12 protein-coding genes and 1 other RNA gene are annotated in these 18,653 nt (G+C 40.7%); 3 read left to right on the top strand and 10 right to left on the bottom strand.

Annotated features, from left to right (window positions below):
• Window positions 1–63 precede the first annotated feature (63 nt).
• The 4 genes from BCU94_RS10730 to BCU94_RS10715 form a co-directional block, all read right to left on the bottom strand.
• Entirely contained in the window at window positions 64–2,151 is a 2,088-nt protein-coding gene (locus BCU94_RS10730; protein WP_102476373.1) for an MtrB/PioB family decaheme-associated outer membrane protein, read from the bottom strand.
• 12 nt (window positions 2,152–2,163) lie between these two features.
• The gene (locus BCU94_RS10725; protein WP_102476372.1) at window positions 2,164–3,153 is read right to left on the bottom strand and encodes a DmsE family decaheme c-type cytochrome; all 990 of its coding nucleotides are present in this window, start codon (window positions 3,151–3,153) and stop codon (window positions 2,164–2,166) included.
• A gap of 82 nt (window positions 3,154–3,235) precedes the next feature.
• A complete protein-coding gene (locus BCU94_RS10720; protein WP_102476371.1) occupies window positions 3,236–5,242 on the bottom strand; it encodes an OmcA/MtrC family decaheme c-type cytochrome in 2,007 nt (668 codons plus the stop codon).
• 367 nt (window positions 5,243–5,609) lie between these two features.
• A complete protein-coding gene (locus BCU94_RS10715) occupies window positions 5,610–7,928 on the bottom strand; it encodes a hypothetical protein (protein ID WP_102476370.1) in 2,319 nt (772 codons plus the stop codon).
• Between the two features lie 814 nt (window positions 7,929–8,742).
• Here BCU94_RS10715 and ffs point away from each other — a divergent pair.
• An RNA gene (gene ffs, locus BCU94_RS10710) (signal recognition particle sRNA small type) lies at window positions 8,743–8,839 on the top strand.
• A 134-nt stretch (window positions 8,840–8,973) separates the two neighbouring features.
• Here the strand turns inward: ffs and BCU94_RS10705 are convergent.
• The 6 genes from BCU94_RS10705 to dinG are packed head-to-tail and all read right to left on the bottom strand — an operon-like array spanning window position 8,974 to window position 14,515.
• On the bottom strand, window positions 8,974–9,297 hold the full coding sequence (locus tag BCU94_RS10705) for a late competence development ComFB family protein (RefSeq protein ID WP_102436094.1): 324 nt from the start codon (window positions 9,295–9,297) through the stop codon (window positions 8,974–8,976).
• Between the two features lie 55 nt (window positions 9,298–9,352).
• Window positions 9,353–10,258 (bottom strand): histone deacetylase, encoded by a 906-nt coding sequence (locus BCU94_RS10700; protein ID WP_102476369.1) that lies wholly within the window; start codon window positions 10,256–10,258, stop codon window positions 9,353–9,355.
• Entirely contained in the window at window positions 10,258–10,986 is a 729-nt protein-coding gene (locus tag BCU94_RS10695; protein WP_102476368.1) for a DUF2057 domain-containing protein, read from the bottom strand. The genes BCU94_RS10700 and BCU94_RS10695 overlap by 1 nt, the downstream gene beginning before the upstream one ends.
• Window positions 10,987–10,995: 9 nt before the next feature.
• A complete protein-coding gene (locus tag BCU94_RS10690; protein WP_102436088.1) occupies window positions 10,996–11,661 on the bottom strand; it encodes a primosomal replication protein in 666 nt (221 codons plus the stop codon).
• Window positions 11,658–12,431, bottom strand: a complete 774-nt coding sequence (locus tag BCU94_RS10685) for a TSUP family transporter (RefSeq protein WP_102436086.1) — start codon at window positions 12,429–12,431, stop codon at window positions 11,658–11,660. The genes BCU94_RS10690 and BCU94_RS10685 overlap by 4 nt, the downstream gene beginning before the upstream one ends.
• An 8-nt stretch (window positions 12,432–12,439) precedes the next feature.
• Window positions 12,440–14,515 carry an ATP-dependent DNA helicase DinG gene (gene dinG / locus BCU94_RS10680; protein WP_102436084.1) on the bottom strand — a complete coding sequence of 692 codons (2,076 nt, stop codon included), beginning with the start codon at window positions 14,513–14,515 and terminating at the stop codon, window positions 12,440–12,442.
• 108 nt (window positions 14,516–14,623) lie between these two features.
• Between dinG and BCU94_RS10675 the strand changes: the two genes are divergently transcribed.
• A complete protein-coding gene (locus BCU94_RS10675; protein WP_102476367.1) occupies window positions 14,624–17,014 on the top strand; it encodes a DNA polymerase II in 2,391 nt (796 codons plus the stop codon).
• Between the two features lie 225 nt (window positions 17,015–17,239).
• Window positions 17,240–18,424 (top strand): porin, encoded by a 1,185-nt coding sequence (locus BCU94_RS10670; RefSeq protein ID WP_102476366.1) that lies wholly within the window; start codon window positions 17,240–17,242, stop codon window positions 18,422–18,424.
• Window positions 18,425–18,653: the final 229 nt, after the last annotated feature.

Raw genomic sequence — 18,653 nt, 5'->3', positions numbered from 1 at the left:
TAAATTTCTGGCAAAAAAAAGCCTGCTATATTGCGATAGCAGGCTGGTATTTTTTACTTAGTTTTATAATTTGTAATTTACACTTAACATAATCATATGTGCTGTGTAGTCATGGCTATTACTGCCAAAACTCATTACATTCCAAATGGTATCGGGTTGGATATCATTGGCTGCATCATTATCTAAGTACTTTTCAATTTTGTAGTCTAAACGGACAGCCATTTTGTCAGTGGCTTGGTATTGACCATATAAATTGACGTTGTGCACTTTAGCAAAGTAGTCACCGTAGTTGCCAGTAACATTTTGGCGAACTTGAGTCGTACTGTCAGATTCTGAATAGGTGTAATCTAAACCTAAACGTAAACGGCTATCCATTAAGTTGTTGTAACTTAAATTTGCACCGACAACATCGATAGTATCTTCGATATCCGCTTCCCAAGTTGGACCTGAGAATGTGCTACTACCCGCTTGTTGTGACTCAATGATTTGATAATTATAAAATGCATTTAGCATTACATCTTTATTAAACATGTAGTTGAAATTGATATCGTAACTGGTATCTTTCGACTCAGTTAAGCCAATTTCAGTGTCTGTATAATCATCAAGTGCGTAACGCGCGCCAAAATCGATAGCTAATGCTTCGAGAGGGCTATAGCTCACTCGCGCTTCAACCATACTACGGTCACGATCAGCAATGTAGTACTTGCGTAATAAGTCGTTATTTTCTGAAGAGGTCCACTCAGACGCTTGGTAATCAGAACCATCACGGCTGCCAAAGCTACCTTTAACCCACATATCCCATTTATCAAAACTGTTTAAACGGTAACGGGCCCAAACTGTGCTTTCTTCAGTAACTTCACGCTCTGAATAACTACGCTCATCACGGTTATAATCAACACCTGCATCAAGTTTCATACCACGGCTAATGCGGTAATCTGCAGCAATCTTAGCTCTATGAGTCGTTTGATCGTATGGCGTGTTATAAGCCACTTGACCGTTGACATCATTGATGCTGATTTGAGTCCACTCTTCGATGTTGGTGTTGTTGTCGCGATCTGAATAGTCGTAACTACCAGTAACACGAACTTCACGGTTGATACGCTTAGCCGCTTTTAACGTCAAGCCAGTGATATCAACTTTGGCATCAATTGATTCCGTTGGTACGCTGTAACCATAGCCTGAGGTGACTAAATCTTGATCTTGAGTCATTTGACCAAACATCAAACGGCCACTGATAGCTGCGCCATTTTCATTGTATTGACCTAATAACGACACAATATGTGATTCGTTGTCAGGGTCTAATGACATATAACCACGGGTTTGAGCACCAAACGTTGGGTTAAAGGCATTGTCATAGCTTAACTGGGCATTATCATTTTTAAAGATAGAACCGTCATAGTTAAGGCTAGTGAACCAGTTAGCGCCTCTAAATTTAATACCCGCATTGATGGTATCAGTACTGTAATCAACAGGCTCTGCAATCATCATAGATTGATTGAAAAAGCTACCCGATGCCGTTTTGGTGCCGGTTTTTTCTTCACGTTGATAATTCACATAAGTAGTGAATAGTGACTCAGTTTGATATTCAAACCCTAAACCTGCACGTTCACGTTTAAGTGATAATTCAAACGGGTTTAAGCTGTTACCAAGCTCAGTCATACCATCGGTAGAACCGGCAGTAACCCAGCCATCAGGCAAGGTTAAATCGTTACCACCAATACCACTGTATGGAGACATCACGGTATTAGAGCTATAAGTAGCAATTGAGCGATAATTAAGGTTGAAGTTATATTGGCCTAATTTGCCAACATTCACATCTAAACGGCCATTGTCTAACCCTAAATCGGTGGCTTCAACTTTAGCGCGGTAGCCCGATTTACCAATATAGTTAATATCAGCATCAACTTTGGGAGCAAACTCGTTGCTGCTGCCAAATGCATTGGCAGAGTGAATATCATCTTCGCTGTTATACGCAACGCCTACACCCACACTACCGGTTACGCCAGTTTCTACAGCACAACCTTTACAAACCCACTTGTCATATTTGACTTTGTCTGTATTGGCATTACCGACACCGTAGCCATCAGCGGCCATTGCAAAACCTGCATTGGCTACTAGCGCTAAGGTGATTAAGTTCAGTTTAAATTTCATAGTCGTACATCCTTAACGCTGAAGTAATTTGCCAGAAGGGTGGTTTGAACCATGTACTTGGCTATGACAATTTAAACAACTGCGGCCACCAGTAAAGGCATTATCACCAACATTAGAACCCATTCCTGTGTTGCCTAAGTAAGCATTGCTAGCATGACCATCGCTGGCATGACATTGCTGACATAGCTGAGGAGCACGAGTTTTTAGCATTCCTTCGTTAACTGAACCATGTGGGTTATGACAACTTACACAGTTTTCTGTCACTGGTGCGTGTTCCCAAAGTTTTGGACCACGTTTTTCAGCATGACATGAGTAACATGTTTCATTGACACTTGGTTTAACAAGATCTGAATCAGCCATGCTGCCATGTGGGTTATGACAATCACTACAGGTCATTTGGTCAAACTTCATTGGATGACTTGAGCGTTTGTTCATGTCGGTTTTAACTTTAACATGACAACTAGTACAGACTTCCATTTCAGTCTTTTTAGACAAAATAGGGTCATTTGCAGTATGAACATTATGACAAGATGCACAAGCAACATCAGCATTATCATGATGGCTAGTGTTCCAAGACATACGCTTGTCGTCTAAGTGACAGCCCATACAAACACTGTTTTGCTTTTCAGGTGCTAAGGTTGAGTTAGGGCCAAAAGCAATCATTGGCTCATTACCACCACGGTTATGCTTACCCATAGGGCCGTGACACGCTTCACATTGAAGGCCAGCCATTGGGCTTTTTGATGAGTCAATTGCGCCATGAACACCTTTAAAGATATCCATGACTTTTTCTGAACGCTTATGACACATTAAGCATGAGTCAGCGCCTTTAGGTGAATAACTACCTTCTTCGAACTTTTTATCAAGTACGGCTTCAACTTCGTCAGGTGTCATTTTTGCATCCCACTTCGACGCATAAGCCGAGTGAGACATCCCAAGCGATAGCAAAACAACTGCCATCAATGTCGGGATTAAAGTGTTTAATTTCATTTTGATTTTCATAGTGAGGCTTCCCAATCTATCCATGATGTTGATGTGATTTATGTAATCTAAGGGAGAAGCAAGCTTCTCCCTTAAGGGTAAATTACATCTTCACCGCGGTGTGATCGAAAATGGTAGGTGCGTGACAGAATAAACAGGTTTCTGACTGCGCAGCTTGATTCGCTTCAACATAATCACCTTCAATGATAGAACCTGAGTTCTCTAAAAACTCGATGCTATGTTTCTTCAGGATGCTAATATCGTCATCAGAATCTAAGCTGTGGCATGAAATACATGTTGCAGCTATAGGTGTAGTGTACTCTTCACTAGGTGCATTACTTGATGCAATGGCACCTTTTAACTTGAATGCATCAAGATTAAAGTCGTTATGGCACTGAGCACAATCTTTGATGATACCTTCATCATTATGGCGAGCATGTAGTTTTAACTCAAATGCGCCCACTGGACTCCAACTAGTTCCATCTGGCGTATGACAAGCCACACATGCATCAACACCTACGATAACTTCACCGTCAGCATTCTCTCGACCTAACTGTTCGGTCATTACGAAACCTGCATGATTGCCTTTATGAATCTCGAAAGTTTCACCGTGACAGTTTTCGCAAGTATTAAATGCTACAGAGTCAGTGTGACGCATGCTAGGTGCTTCGCCTGAGAAAGTACCAAAAGTCATGTCTGCTTTCATGCTAGTAGTCATGACATCATCACCACACGCAACAGCAGCAGTACCATCGTTACACATTTCTAAACCAATAAAACTGAATGCTGTATCTGTATCTTGAATGCCAGCAGGTGAATCAACACCAAATGGTAAAGAAGGGATTGTGTATTCAAAGTTGCCATCGACAATTGTTACACCATCTTTTAACTCACCAATGCTCACTAAATCCTCAGCAACTTTAGCTAAGTCTGTACCTGGACTATTTGTATAACCCATTACAGGGAAGTTAGGGCCTACATTGGTAATAGTTTCAAGACGTTGGATTTTACTGACTAAATCCGTTACATCCATTGCTACGCCTGACGCATCAGTAATAGAAACAGAAATCGTCGCTGATTTATCTTCATTAACAGTCAGGGTTGAATTCATGCCATACATATCGATAAAGGCTTTCTTCTCGACAAAACCACCAGTATGAATTTCTTCAGTCCAGCTGGCATTGTGACATGCGATACAGTTTGAATTATCAGACTGTTGTGGGTGACCTTGACCAGCTTCGAAGTCGATGCCAGTGTGACAACTCGAACAAGTTTCCATGGTTGGAATACGTGTCCAGTTACCCCATTCAGGTAACTCTTCTGACTCAACGTGACAGTTTTGGCAGTTGTCTTGAACTATGTTGTTTGCAGTTTCAGCACTCTTGTCCATATTGCGACCATACATCTTGTTGTTGTTATGGACATTATGAATGAGGTGGTTGAAACCAGTTTGCACACCATTTGTTCTAGCAAGCTCATCAGTATGACAAGAGGTACAGGTATCAAGAGAAGTGTAACTATGGTAAATGCTTTCGCCTTCAGCATGACATGCTTGACAAGCTTCGGTGCTCACTACATTTTTAGTATATTTTGCATCGTAGCCTTCACCATCGAAATCTTGAGTGAATTCAGTACGAGGAACGGTTGTAGTACCATCTAATAAAGTACCCGCACTTACGATTAAGTTATAACGCTGAGTCAGCTCAGGGTTAAAACCTTCAGTTTCGATTGTGAAGCTGTAAGTGCCGTTTTTATTATCGGTAAATTCGTTTTGAGAGCCAATCAACTGCCACTCAGCGCTGTTACCCGCACCTGTTGCCCCAGCTGGAACAAGTTGTACGGCTTTTTTAACTTCAAAAGCGGATAATCCGACTACTGCTTCATCATCTTCATTAGTCGCAAAAACCTTAAGCGTTGGGTTATCACCTTCATACGTTACTGAAAGGACTTCAAGCTTAAGTTGTTGGATAGCTTCAGCTGGTTCGCCGCCTGGAAGGCCTGGGATACCATCTTTACCATCATCTCCGTCACTACCACAGCCTGTTAAGGCTACGCTTACTGCACTTGCTACGAGCATTAGTGCTAATTTGGAATTTTTCTTGTTCATCATTTGTCCCTGCATAGTAAGACATTGTTAAATTTGACTTGGCTTTTTTGTGTTGCCTAGATACTTAGTCTATTGAGCCAATTTAACTTTTTGGATTTTAAATTCATCAATATAAGATTAATCCACAACAAGAGAAAAATCTTTATATGTCGATTGATACTGTGAAGCAGATCAGTCTATTTATAAAGAGGTAGCTATTTGGGCCATGAGAAAGCTAATTTCACGGCAATATACCAATCTCTACTCAATTTAAATCATTGCAAATAAAATTTTAATATTGATTTTACTGACTTAAAACTAAAAATCCCCCTACCAAAAAAATTAGCAGAGGGATATCGTTAATCAATAAAAAATCTACTTAACATCACTTTTATTTAACGCCATGTACTTCAGCAATTTTGCTAGCACTATGACAGGTTGCACAGCTTTCTTGAGCCATTTGTGCATCTTCATAAGTACCAGCAACTACACCACCATTATTAGTGATGTGAGCCTCTGCTGATGCAGAACCACCGCCAATTTCGTAGCTGTCAGAAACGTGACATGAAGCACATACACCAGCTTGAGGGCTAGAGAAGAATGGTAATTCTTCTGGTGTATACTTCACTCGATTCCAACGCATTGGCGTAGAACGAGCATTCTCTAGACTATAGTTGGTGTCGCTGTGACAAGCAGAGCAATTATTACTGCTTACTAAGTCTTGCACATCTTCACGACCATGGGCCTTACCGAAAGTACCATGTACACGAACTACCATACTGTTGTAATCACCAGCTTCATGACACTGTGCACAAGTATGTAAGTCAGCATTACGGTAATGATAACCACTTGAGCGAGCAACCATATCGTTGTTATGACAGCTTGAACAGTTATCATAGGCAGCAGCACTTGCGCGCTCTGCACCTGCGCTACCATCTAGTTTCAAGAATGCTGTTTTAGCTGCATTTGGACTTGAAACTGCACCACAGCTCATTGAGCCTGTTCCATCGTCAGTTAATGGAGCAAGTGTAGAGCTCTTGTTTGCAAAACAAGTGCTAAAGCTTGAGGTGATTGCTAAATCAGCACCTGAATTAATAGCCTCTGCTAAAGAAGGTAATACAAAATCTGCTGCAGTCGCATCAACAGTTACTAAGTAAGAGCCATCAGTATTTTCTGTTACAGCGCCGCTAGTGCGTGAAGCTAAATATGCATCAGGGCTTTCAGCATTAATCGCATTCACATAAACAGTCACACTAGGAACAAATTCACTGGTTACAGCTTCTTCGCCTTTCATCAAGTTCATGGTGAAGGTTAGGGTAGAAGTGCCCTCTGTCCAAACAAGGTTAGAATATGTTGCTTCTACCAGTTTGCCTGCTTCTGCTGCTGCTTGATTACCTAGTTCATCATGGCCTGCAATATGACGGAAAGCACCACCTGCAGAACGTGAACCTTGAGCATCGTCAGAGTTATGACAAGTTACACAACCTACATAACTTAAGCCACTTTCAGTTTCTTCTGTTCTACCACCGTTATGGTAGTCACCATGACAGTTTTGACAGCTATCAGCATCCATATCGGCAAACCAATCTAATGCATGGATAGTTACACCTTCTGGAAGTGTTTCTTCTGTAGTGGTGTAATCAACATGACAGGTATCACAATTAGACATTGATGTTGGGAAGTTGATCGGACCTTTAGGGTTACCTTCAGAATCAAGAATCGCACCATCATGTTTGAATGAGAATGCAGGGTTCTTTGATGGGTCTTTATTGGCAATAACACCAGTTGTTGTGTTAGGTGCTAATTCAGCAAACTTATTCAGTAAGCGGCGGTCAGTTTCAGTCGCACCAGTATGAATTCCGTGAACTAGGCCTTTGATAGAACCGTCATAGGTGAATTCATTGCCATCAGTATCGGTGCCAGTATAGATGTTGTAATCAGTGTGGCAGAAAACACATTCGGCTGCGGTATTACCTCTATCTGAATGTCTTATGTTGTCTTGGCCAACATGACAGTTGGTACATGTTTCCATGCTGGTAACTAATTTTGGAGCGCTAACACTTTCTTCAGTGGCCGGTTCCCAATAGTATTTACTATTAGTATTAAGCTGGTTTGTACCTGCTTTAGACACACGCAAGAATATGCCTTGTGTTTTAGTGTCATCGTAACCGTAATCAAGCGTCAATGTATTAATAGGGGCAGGTACAGTTAAACTGTATTTACCTTGGCCTAGATACGTTAGACACTCAGTGTCTTCTGGGCAGCTTGAAAGGCTCCAAGAGCTAGAGCCGGCAATATACTCACCTTTTTCTTTATTCATGTAAGAAAGCCAGATTTCTCTGTCGCCATCTCCACGACTTGTTACAGTACCAGAATCGGTATCGTAAGGAAGGAAAGCCTCTTCGCGTGTACCCATTCGGCCGAAATTAAGGCTAATTGGCTGACTTTCTAAAGTATCTAAACCAGTAATGGCTACGCCATTAGGGTTAGTGAGCAAGAACTCAACAGTTAAAGACGCTGCTTCGGCATCGTATTTAGCAAGTTCAACTTCAGTCTGTATTGCTGATGCAGAATTGATGTTGATTGCAACTTCGCCATCTTCACCGTCTTTACCATCACTTCCGTCACTGCCACAGCCAGTCAATGCAAAAGCTAATAGCCCCGCACTGAATACCGCTTTAGCAGTCGTATTTAAATTAAATTTATTCATCATTTTTCCCTGCAAGAGATTTATTTTCACTTGATCCTTCATCATAAAATCAAGCGTATGGATACTATCCAAACTTATTCGAAATAAGTTCTACTATTTTAACCACTTGTCTACGTCGCCACCGTGATTAAGATCTTACTATTCCGAAAGGAGTACTTCTAAATTCTGCAATTTACAACTCGTTGTTTTTAAGTTGTTAAACTGCCGATAATCAGTAGTTGCTCTCTGTGGGTGTTTTTTGTTGATTGACGCCAAAAACCCAGTTTGGTATCCAATTTCAGTAAGCTCTGATATCTGCAATGATTTTGGTAATGTATTATTCACTACTAAATAGATTGCTAAAATTGCCATTGCTAATAATAAGTGATTTATGTGAAAGATGGGTTAAAACCTGAGCAAATTGTGTGTTTTTTGATGATTAAAGACTGATTTTGGTTAAAAGTGTGATCGTGATCTTGTTGTGGTTGATGTGCATTATCACTTGGTCAAATAATTTTGCTGAGTGCGAGGTTTTGGCAGTTAATTTTAGCTGACAAGTTGCTGTATATTGTGTTGTGTATTGGTAAGCTCGAATTGAATTGGCACTTTGCAGGTGCTGTATACTTAAATCAGTTAAATAATGAGCTAATTTAACCGGGATCGAGTAAAGCTTGTGCAGTCGAGCGCTTTGTTGATAAAAGTGAGCGAATTTAACTTGAACATGGTCAGTGCTTAGGGGATAATCCTGTTGTTCTCGTTAAGCATGACTATTTTTAGATGTTTAAGATAATTAGATATTTAACCTTATTTGCTTAATTAGAAATCAATGGTGACCTTAGGGTCCCCCCGCAATGATAACTTGTGAACTCGGCCAGGCCTGGAAGGGAGCAACCGCAGCAAGTGACTCGTGTGCCGGGGTGTGGCTCTAGGGGAACCTCCAATACTCCTAGTATTTCATTCAAAAACTGTCTAAACACCTTACTTTACTTAAAATAACGTTTTTTATCAGCGTTTATGTTGAGTGTTTCTTTAGTAAACCAACCTAGCCATTTAAAATTTTTGCGCATTAGATGTTTGGCATTTTCTTGATAGCAGGCTCTTTAGCTGCGCTTTCTGCATCTTCCACTAACTTTTTATGAAGGTTGGCTTTTAAAAACTGTCGTGACTTTTCAAGTGCGCTATGGATCTCGTTTTTCATCTGTTGCAGTTCTGCATAATCTTCAAAAAAATAAGTATCAACGAGGTGTCTTATGTAGCGAACTGGAAGTTGATTTAAGGTAACGCAGCATAAATCAGCTAAATACTCCTCTGGTAGCTCTTCGAGTAAGCCTTCGTCTCTTAATATTTCCATTAAAAGCACTTCATAGTAATTACGAATATCAACTTGCATCCTTGACTCCCTATAGAATGAAATTTAACTTGTTTATCTGATTATCATTAGTGTGCTACCAGATTGCCTTGGCTGCAATAAAAAGTTGGCTATGTCTTTGAGTTAGTGCTTGCTCGTTGCGGCTGTAACCGCCTCCGATCACCGCTGCAATCGGGATTTCTGCCTGCTTAGCTTGCTGTAAAATAAATGTATCTCGGGCCAATATGCCTTTGGTTGATATGTCTAAATAGCCTAAATCATCATCTTGGTGAATATCAACGCCGGCATCGTAAAGGATAAGATCTGGCTGATGGATGCTTATGAGGTATGGGATCACTTGTTTGATAACCGATAAGTATTCATCGTCGAGAGTGTGTTTATCAAATTCTATATCGTGATGGGAGCGTTGCTTTCTAAATGGGAAGTTTTTTTGGCAATGAAGCGAGCAAGTTATTATGTTGGCTTGGGTTTGAGACAATGCCGCAGTGCCATCGCCTTGATGTACGTCACAATCGATAATAAGCACTTTCGTGGCTTTTTGCTTAATAAGCATTTGCTTGGCTGCAATCATTAAATCGTTAAAGACACAGAAACCACTGCCAAAGTCATAATGAGCATGATGATAGCCACCACTTAAATGTAGGGCAATACCATGGTCAATTGCCAAATTAGCGCTTAGCACTGTGCCATTGACCGCGTGAAGGGTGCGGTTAACCAGTGATTCGCTCCAAGGAAAACCGATACGGCGCAGCACTTTATTAGTAAGGGTGTTATTGATAAAGCCATCAACATAGTCACTTTGATGGGTTTGTTTTAACACTTTAATATCGATGGGGCTTGGCTGATGAAAATCTTGCGGGATAGCGAGACCTTGTTCAAGTAAATATTGCTGTAAACGTTGATATTTACTGGTAGGAAACCGATGCTTTTTAGGTAACGCCAGCTTGGAGTAGCTGGCGTGATAAACGAGTGGAATAGTCATTAAAGCTGTTTAATAGCCCAACTCATGAACTCTTTGCGTGTTTGCTCATCAGCTTGTAACCACCAATATTGCAGCATTTGCTCAGGATGAGTTGCCGCTTTATCTGTTACAGCCGATGTCGTTGCGGAAGCTGTCGCAGTTTGAGTCACAGGTGTGCTAGCAACTACTGCGGTCGAGGTCACGGCCGCTGTTGTGGCAGTTGCAGTGTTTACTGCGGCTGGAGCGACATTGCTACTGGTTGCAGAAGCTGCTAATGCGTCAATATCATCACCTTTATTACTGCCAAATAACCCGCCTAAAAATGAACCTTCTTCAAAATCGGTTTGGGTAATTGTGTAATCGACTTTGCCATTATCTTGGCGTGAGATAATCACTTGGGGATCTTTAGCAAAGCTTTTAGGGCGTTTTACAAATTCTCCGTCTGCGGGCTTAAGAAAATACTCATGATCGCCATCGACTATAATAGTGACAATAAAAGGCGCTGATTTTATAAAGCTTTGGCTATCGCTGAAGTCATCTTCAATCATATCGTGGTAACGGATGGCTATTTTATGGGAGCCATTACTAAGGTCTAGATCTGATTTATGGGTAAACTTATTGGTATCAATTTCTTTGCCATCCAATGCTAAATACTCAAACGACATTGGAATGGTTAAATTTGCCGCTAAAGCTGATGTTGATGTAGCTAAAGCAAGTAAAGTGGCACTTAGCGTTCGGGTAAAATTCATTGTTGCTCCTTAACGATTTAAATTTCTATTAGGTCGTTCAAACATCTGGATTCTTTCCTCTATATAACTAATTGCTTGACGACATTTTCCTAAGCGTCGATGTAGAGAGAGAATTTCATTTTGTAATCTGATTTTGTCAGTACTATGACAGTTTGCAAGTGCAGATTCCATTTCTGCTATTTTTTGTTCAAAGGTTGTAGCCCAATTCAAATGTTTGTTCAGCTCTTGATAAATTTGGTGGCTGTTTTTCATTACATTACTGGCTATCCAGCCAAAGCCACTGTCTGAATGTTGTTGCTGTTGTTTTTTTGCATAGCGTGCACGGCTATTGTCACGTTTTTGCTTTTCAGTATTCACATTCAGGTTGGTGGTCACTAAGGCTCGTCTTAATGCGGTAAAGCGATCTTGAATGCGCTGGCAGCTAAGCTCAATGATTCTGACATCAAGTTTGAAAGAAAGTTGCTTTTCTAATTGCTGAATGTCTTTTTTTAATTGGGCAATACAAGGGCTTAATTGGGCACCTTGTTGAATAAATAATTGTGAATTAAATCGTTCAATATCTTGCAGCATTTTCTTTTGTTGCGCAGGTAATTGCTGATCGTGATGTAAGGCATCTTGTTCTAATGAACTGAGCTGCTGTTTTAATTGGTAAATGAGTTGGTTGGTGTTTCTCATAGCCAAGCCGTCCAAGCTAAATGTGCTGCAATGGATAATACAGTAATGATAAATAGCGGTTTGATAAAGGGAATACCAAATCTTATAGCAGATTTAGCCCCAATAAATGATCCCGCCATCATACAAACACCGATCCACAAACCTAATATCCAATCCACTTCGCCTAATAAGGCAAAAATGACTAATGCGGTAACATTACTCACTGAGGTCATTAGCCTTGCTAAGGCGCAGCTGTTTAATAATGGCAGCTTATGCAGCCTGATGCTGGATACTGTCCAAAATGCGCCAATACCGGGGCCTGCAAAACCATCATAAGCACCTAAGGTCATTCCTTGCACTATTTGTTTGTTTTGAGATGGCAACCCGGTGGGTTGATTGATGATAGTTTCGCCCATCGCTTTGGGACTTATAAGGGTGTAGATTGCAATCCCGATAATGATCAGCGGTAAGATTTTTTCGAGCCAAGCAGCATCAATAAAATAAACTAAAAAACTGCCGATGATGGCACCTATAAAGGTCGTCAAAAATGCAGCCCGCCAGAAGGAAGGTTTAATGAGTTGTTGTTTGTAGTAGGTATAACCTGCAGTAATAGAGCCGAAACAGGCTGCGAGCTTATTGGTACCCAATGCTAAATGGGGTGGAACGCCCATCGTTAGCAGTGCAGGGATAGAAAGCAAACCGCCACCGCCAACAACGGCATCTATAAAACCTGCAACAACACCAATTATCGCCAGAATGACCCAATGACTAGGGTCTAACAAAAATTCCAAAAAAATACCTATTCAATAACTTTACGAAATGGCGGTAGGGCATCGAGTAACGATTTACCGTAACGCTTGGTAATTAGGCGGCGGTCTAAAATAGTCACTCGGCCATAATCGTCTTCTTTGCGCAGTAATCTACCACAACTTTGGATTAATTTACGTGACGCATCTGGAATGGTTAATTGTAGGAAAGGGTTGCCACCTTTGCTTTTTATATATTCCGCATGTGCTTGTTCAACTGGTGATGTCGGCACTGCAAAGGGCAGTTTGGTGACAATCAGGTTGGTAAGGTAATCCCCAGGTAAATCTAATCCTTCTGAAAAACTGCCTGTGCCAAAGATAATACTGGCTTTTCCGGCATCACAACGGGCTTTATGTTGAGTTAGCACCTGTTGTCTTGGCATAGTTCCTTGAACAAATAACTGCTCTTTAGGCATTTTACCTATAATTTGATCTGTCACCTTTTCCATTTGCCAATAAGAGGCAAACAGCACCAATGTTGCCATTTCATCTTCAACTAATGCCAATATCTGCTCTGCAAGCTCATCGGTAAAGGCTTCATCTGTAGGCTCATTCTTCATTTGAGGAATAAATAATGTGGCATTATTTTGATAATCAAATGGCGATAGTAACGCCAAAAAGCGGCTGCCATCATTTAATGATAACCCGACTTGATGGGCAAAATGATTAAAATTATTCAGCGCCCGCAGTGTTGCGCTGCACAATACAACACCTGCGGCTTTTTGCCACAGCATAGATTCGAGCATGAAACCCACTTCAATAGGAGACGCACAAAATAAATAATCCTGTTGTTTACCTGTGATCAGTTCAGCCCAGCGCGCCATGGGCGCACCTTTTTTTGAGTCTTCTTTAGCGAGCATTTTCCATAATTTATGCAAGTTTTCTAAACGCTGGGAAATAAAGCCTGCTTCTGAAAGCACTGTTTCTGATTGATGTTTAGGTAACTCACCATCTTTTATCGCTTCACTTAAAACGGTTTGAATTTTATTAAATTGCTTTAATGCAGAATTCGATGCTGAAGCTAAGTTTTCGGCCTGTATGAGTAATGACTCTGGTAATTTGCCATTTTCAAATCTTAAACGGGTTTCTGGGTTGGCAAAGAGCTGCGGCTGGGTATCACAAAAATGTGCCACTTGATTAAGCTGGCTAACCAGCTCATTAATGTGATCTAGCATCGCTTGCACTGGTGCAATAATATGAGTGGTTTTTAATTGGTTTTGTAATTTAGAGCAGGTTTTACCTGCCTTTTCTAGCCAATCAGCTGTGCCGCGAAGACTTGCTTGGGCGCTGGAGAAATCTCTGGCAACTGTTGGCAGATGATGCGCCTCATCGATGACATAAAACATCTCTTCAGGCTCTGGTAAAATAACGCCGCCGCCCAGTTCTAAGTCGGCAAATAACAAACTGTGGTTAACAATGAGTACGTCCCAGGTTTCGACATCTTCACGGGCTTTATGAAAAGGGCAGTTATGATGATTGGATAACTGACGATGGCAGCTGTGTTTATCACAGCATATTTGCTGCCATAAAAAGTCAGGAACAGGTTGCTCTAAAGTGTCGATTTCACCGTTCCACTTTTTATCTTGGTAATCTTTATGGATTTTTTTGAGTTGGTCAATCTGGCTTTGATCAGGCTTTGTCTGCCACATCGCCATTTGTGAGGTGTCTTCGGGGCCAATCATGGCTTCAAGCTTTGCTAAGCAAACATAGCGCTGACGGCCTTTGACTAAACCAAATTTAAAGTCTACCCCAGACTGTTGCAAAAAGAAGGGTAAATCTTTATGCAGTAATTGCTCTTGTAATGCTACGGTTGCCGTTGCTATACAGACTTTTTTCTTGCTGGCAATGGCTAACGGAATCGTGCCAAGAATATAGGATAAGGATTTACCAATACCGGTGCCGGCTTCACAAACCATAATGCGACGGTGTTTGTCATATTCACCGGCCAGTGTTTTAGATATTTCAGCCACCATATAGTTTTGCTCACGGCGAGAGCGAAAATTTGGCATTGCCGCCGCGATATCTTTATAGATAGTGCGGATCTGACTTTTGACTTTATCCGTTAACATGAGTGACCTATTCGCATTCTTTGCTTACTGTTTATGTGTTCGCTGTTATATGCTGTACATAATAACAGTGAATTGAACTGCACGAAATATTTAATCGAGCCAAAAACTATGACAGTAAGCGTAAATAAGGTGACTTCTATCAAAGGGCGAGTGTTGACGCGGCATTCAGCTTTTCGTGATGGTCGACTTATATTGCAATATTATTTAAAAACGAGATCTGGCCCTGTGCTGATAGAAGTGGACGGGGCTGAAGTAGTGTGTTTTTGCCGTCAAATAGATATACCAAAACTCGCAGGACATATTCATCAAGGTTGCAGAATCGAAACTATCGCGCTTAAAAACTTTAATCACCAAGCTATCGCCTGTATTTATTTAAAGTCAGCCAGTGTACAAAGGCAGTTATTGCGGATTGCCAATGATATGGGGATTGAGATTTATGAGGCAGATATTAGGGCAGAGCAGCGATATTTGATAGAACGCTTTATTGCCTTTGATGTTGAGTTTATCGGGCAATCTAGTTTAGAGGCTGATTTATGTAACAGTCAGAATACCAGCTTAAGTCAATTGCCGGTGTACCAAGCTGTAAAAGCAAGAAAAAGCGATAATGACATCTCGCTTTCTATGATTTCGTTGGATTTCGAATGTAGCCCTAGCGGCGAGTTATATTCAGTTGGCTTATATGGGCAAGATTATCAATTAGTCATTATGGTGGGACAGCCTCAAGAGTCAGAGCACTATATTCAGTGGGTGGTTACCGAAGTTGAGCTTATTAAGCGATTAATTGATTGGTTTGCCGAATATGATCCTGATGTCATTATTGGCTGGGCGGTCGTCACTTTTGATTTGTCACTATTGTATAAACGTTGTCAGTTACATTCGATACCGTTAACCATTGGTCGTGGGGCGACGGTATTAAGCTGGAAGGTTGAAGATAAGCATCGCCCTGAAACCTTATCTTTACCGGGGCGAGTGGTGCTAGATGGCATCGATTGGATTAAAGCGGCATTCTATCATTTTGAACGCTATTCATTAGAGCACGTATCGCAACAATTACTAAATGAAGGCAAGGCTATTGACCATGTTGATAATCGCAGCCAAGAAATCTGTCATTTGTTTGCCCATGATAAAGTCGCATTGGCGTTTTATAATATTACCGATTGCCGCCTAGTATGGGATATTTTTGATAAAACCCAGTTGCTGGCTTTTGCCATTGAACGGGCCAAACTAACCGGCTTAGAATTTGGCCGCGTTGGCGCATCTGTTGCTGCTTTTAATAATTTATACCTACCGCACTTACATCGAAGCGGTTTTGTTGCCCCTGCTCACCCAGCTAGTGATGGACTTGAATCTCCTGGTGGCTATGTGATGGATTCTATCCCGGGTTTTTACAAAGATGTTTTAGTGTTGGACTTTAAAAGCCTTTATCCATCAATTATTAGAACGTTTTTGATTGATCCCAAAGGCTTGGTGGTGGGCGAACAGCAGCCTGACGAAGTGACTGTGCCGGGTTTTCTCAATGCAAGATTTAGCAGAGACAACCCCATATTGCCAGAGCTAATAACAACACTCGCGCAGCAGCGTGAGCAAGCCAAACAACTTAACAACCAACCTCTGTCCCAAGCCATTAAAATAATCATGAACTCTTTATATGGCGTATTGGGCTCTAGAGGCTGTGTGTTCCATGATGCCAAGCTTGCAAGCTCGATTACCATGCGTGGCCATCAAATCATGAAGCAAACCAAAGCTTGGATTGAAGAGTTGGGTTATAAGGTGATTTATGGTGATACCGACTCTACCTTTGTGTGGTTAGGAGAAAAGCATCAAATAGACGATATTAGTCAGTTAGGTCATATGCTGGCACAGGAAATTACCCAAAAATGGGCCGATTTTTGTGCTACCAAGTTTCAGTTAAAAAGTTATTTGGAACTTGAATTTGAAAGTCACTTTAATCAATTTGTCATGCCGACATTAAGAGGCTCAGATGCTGGCAGTAAAAAACGCTATGTAGGGGCGACCACTGACAAGGAGGGGCAATTAGCACTGACCTTTAAAGGCATGGAGCAAGTCAGAAGTGATTGGAGCCCTTTAGCCAGAAGAATGCAATATCATTTATACTTGTTATTATTTACCCAAGGGGACGTTAGAGGCTATTTGTTAAAGCAAATTAAGGAGCTTCAAAATGGCTCATTTGATGATGAACTAATTTTTAGAAAACGCCTAAAGCGTAACATTGAAGATTATACGGCTAAATCTTCACCACATGTGAAAGCCGCAACGCGTCTATGTCAAATAACAGGTAATTCGGAGCTTGGTAAAAGAGGCACCATGATCGCTTACAGGATGACTCTGAATGGTGCGCAACCTATAGAAGCAACCAATGAATCAATTGATTACCAATATTACCTTGATAAACAAATCGAGCCCATTGCAGAACCAGTATTAGGGCTCAAAGGTGACAGTTTTGATAGTCTTGTGAGCAATCAGATGTTGTTACTTTAATGTTGCTGGCTGTGTAATTTATGGTGATACGTTATCATTTTTATGTCTTTTGGTAGTGGTTTGTGCTTTGCAATGTGCTTATTTAGTTTATTATGATATTTAATCGATTTATCTCTTTGTTTCATGCTAATTCATCATGCTAGCCTTCAGTTAATGGAAAAATTCTATGCAAATAGATTATTTAAAATAATTAATGATGAAAATGAAATGGGAAGGTTTAGCTCGATGAAAAAGACTTTAATCGCATCAACACTTGCAGCAGTTATGTTTGTACCAACAGCTTCTGCTATCGAAATCTATAAAGATGAGAAAAACTCTGTTGCTATTGGTGGTTTCATCGATGCACGTATTTATAGTGGCCAAGGTGAAACTGAAATCGTCAATGGCGCATCACGTATTAACTTCGCCTTTGATCGTCAAATGAATGATGGTTGGGCAACCTTTGCTAAATTCGAGTGGGGTGTTAACCCATTCGGTAACAGTGAAATCGTTTATAGTGCTGGTAGTCAATTTGAATCACAAAGCGATGACTTTCTAAATAACCGTTTAGGTTACGTTGGCGTATCAAATGATACTTACGGCTCAATCAGCTTAGGTAAGCAATGGGGTGTTTGGTACGACGTTGTTGCCGGAACAAACTACCCTATCGTATGGGATGGTAATGCTGCAGGTGTATACACATACAATAAAGCTGATGGTGCTATTAACGGTGTAGGCCGTGGCGATAAAACCATTCAATACCGTAACTCGTTTGATAAATTCAGTTTTGGTGCGCAAGTACAGTTAAAGCAAAATGAATTCGATATTTACGAAGATGAGAACGTAGATGGTTTTTCTGATGTACCAAGTATTAGTGATGAAGAGTCACTAGGTACTGTAGAATACGGTAATACCTTCGGTTTATCGGCAATGTATCAATTCACTGATGAATTATCTGTTGGTATTGGTTACAACACGGGTAAATTTGAAGGTGAATTAGAGAACGGCACCCGCATTGAAGAGCGTGATGAAATTTACGGCCTAAGCGTAACTTATGGTAACTGGGATGCAGAAGGTATTTATTTCTCTGCTAACTACAATGAAAATAAATTTCATGACACAGATAACATTGGCCGTATGATCGAAAGTTCTAAAGGTGTTGAGTCATTAGTATCATATCGTTTTGACAACAACATCCGTGTTTTCTTAGCATACAACATGCTAGATGCTGATAACGTATTAGGTGCTGATGAAGGCGAAGTATTTAAGCGTCAGTTCACTACAGCAGGTATTCATTATATCTGGGATACAAACACTATCCTTTATTTTGAAGGTCGTATCGACAGCAGTGATTTCCGCGGAACAAACGAAGACAAAATGAAGATCAGTGAAGATGATGGCATTGGCTTCGGTATTCGTTACATTTTATAAAATTAAAATTTAACAACTACCCATTAAAACACTCCGAAAGGGGTGTTTTTTTTGCTTTAAAATTCATAGCGACCGTCTGCTTGTTAATTAATTGTAAGTCTCGAAGGTCATTTGACCACATATCTATTTATTGTTGTGGGTATAAAATAGCCGATTGGAACAATTCTGCAACATTTTAAATTGTTATTTGTTATTTTTAAATGCTATTAAATACAGAGGCTTAAGGTGG

It is taken from the genome of Shewanella sp. 10N.286.52.C2 (assembly GCF_002874545.1).
In the GTDB taxonomy this organism is placed as follows: Bacteria; Pseudomonadota; Gammaproteobacteria; order Enterobacterales; family Shewanellaceae; genus Shewanella.
The sequence above is the reverse complement of the archived record's forward strand: the minus strand, read 5'-3'. Positions and strand labels throughout refer to the sequence as shown.

Coding starts and splice junctions, on each gene's coding strand:
- BCU94_RS10690 (WP_102436088.1), bottom strand. CDS start 11,661: ATGAGAAACACCAACCAACTCATTTACCAATTAAAACAGCAGCTCAGT.
- BCU94_RS10730 (WP_102476373.1), bottom strand. CDS start 2,151: ATGAAATTTAAACTGAACTTAATCACCTTAGCGCTAGTAGCCAATGCA.
- BCU94_RS10695 (WP_102476368.1), bottom strand. CDS start 10,986: ATGAATTTTACCCGAACGCTAAGTGCCACTTTACTTGCTTTAGCTACA.
- BCU94_RS10675 (WP_102476367.1), top strand. CDS start 14,624: ATGACAGTAAGCGTAAATAAGGTGACTTCTATCAAAGGGCGAGTGTTG.
- BCU94_RS10705 (WP_102436094.1), bottom strand. CDS start 9,297: ATGCAAGTTGATATTCGTAATTACTATGAAGTGCTTTTAATGGAAATA.
- BCU94_RS10715 (WP_102476370.1), bottom strand. CDS start 7,928: ATGAATAAATTTAATTTAAATACGACTGCTAAAGCGGTATTCAGTGCG.
- BCU94_RS10725 (WP_102476372.1), bottom strand. CDS start 3,153: ATGAAAATCAAAATGAAATTAAACACTTTAATCCCGACATTGATGGCA.
- BCU94_RS10670 (WP_102476366.1), top strand. CDS start 17,240: ATGAAAAAGACTTTAATCGCATCAACACTTGCAGCAGTTATGTTTGTA.
- BCU94_RS10720 (WP_102476371.1), bottom strand. CDS start 5,242: ATGATGAACAAGAAAAATTCCAAATTAGCACTAATGCTCGTAGCAAGT.
- BCU94_RS10700 (WP_102476369.1), bottom strand. CDS start 10,258: ATGACTATTCCACTCGTTTATCACGCCAGCTACTCCAAGCTGGCGTTA.
- dinG (WP_102436084.1), bottom strand. CDS start 14,515: ATGTTAACGGATAAAGTCAAAAGTCAGATCCGCACTATCTATAAAGAT.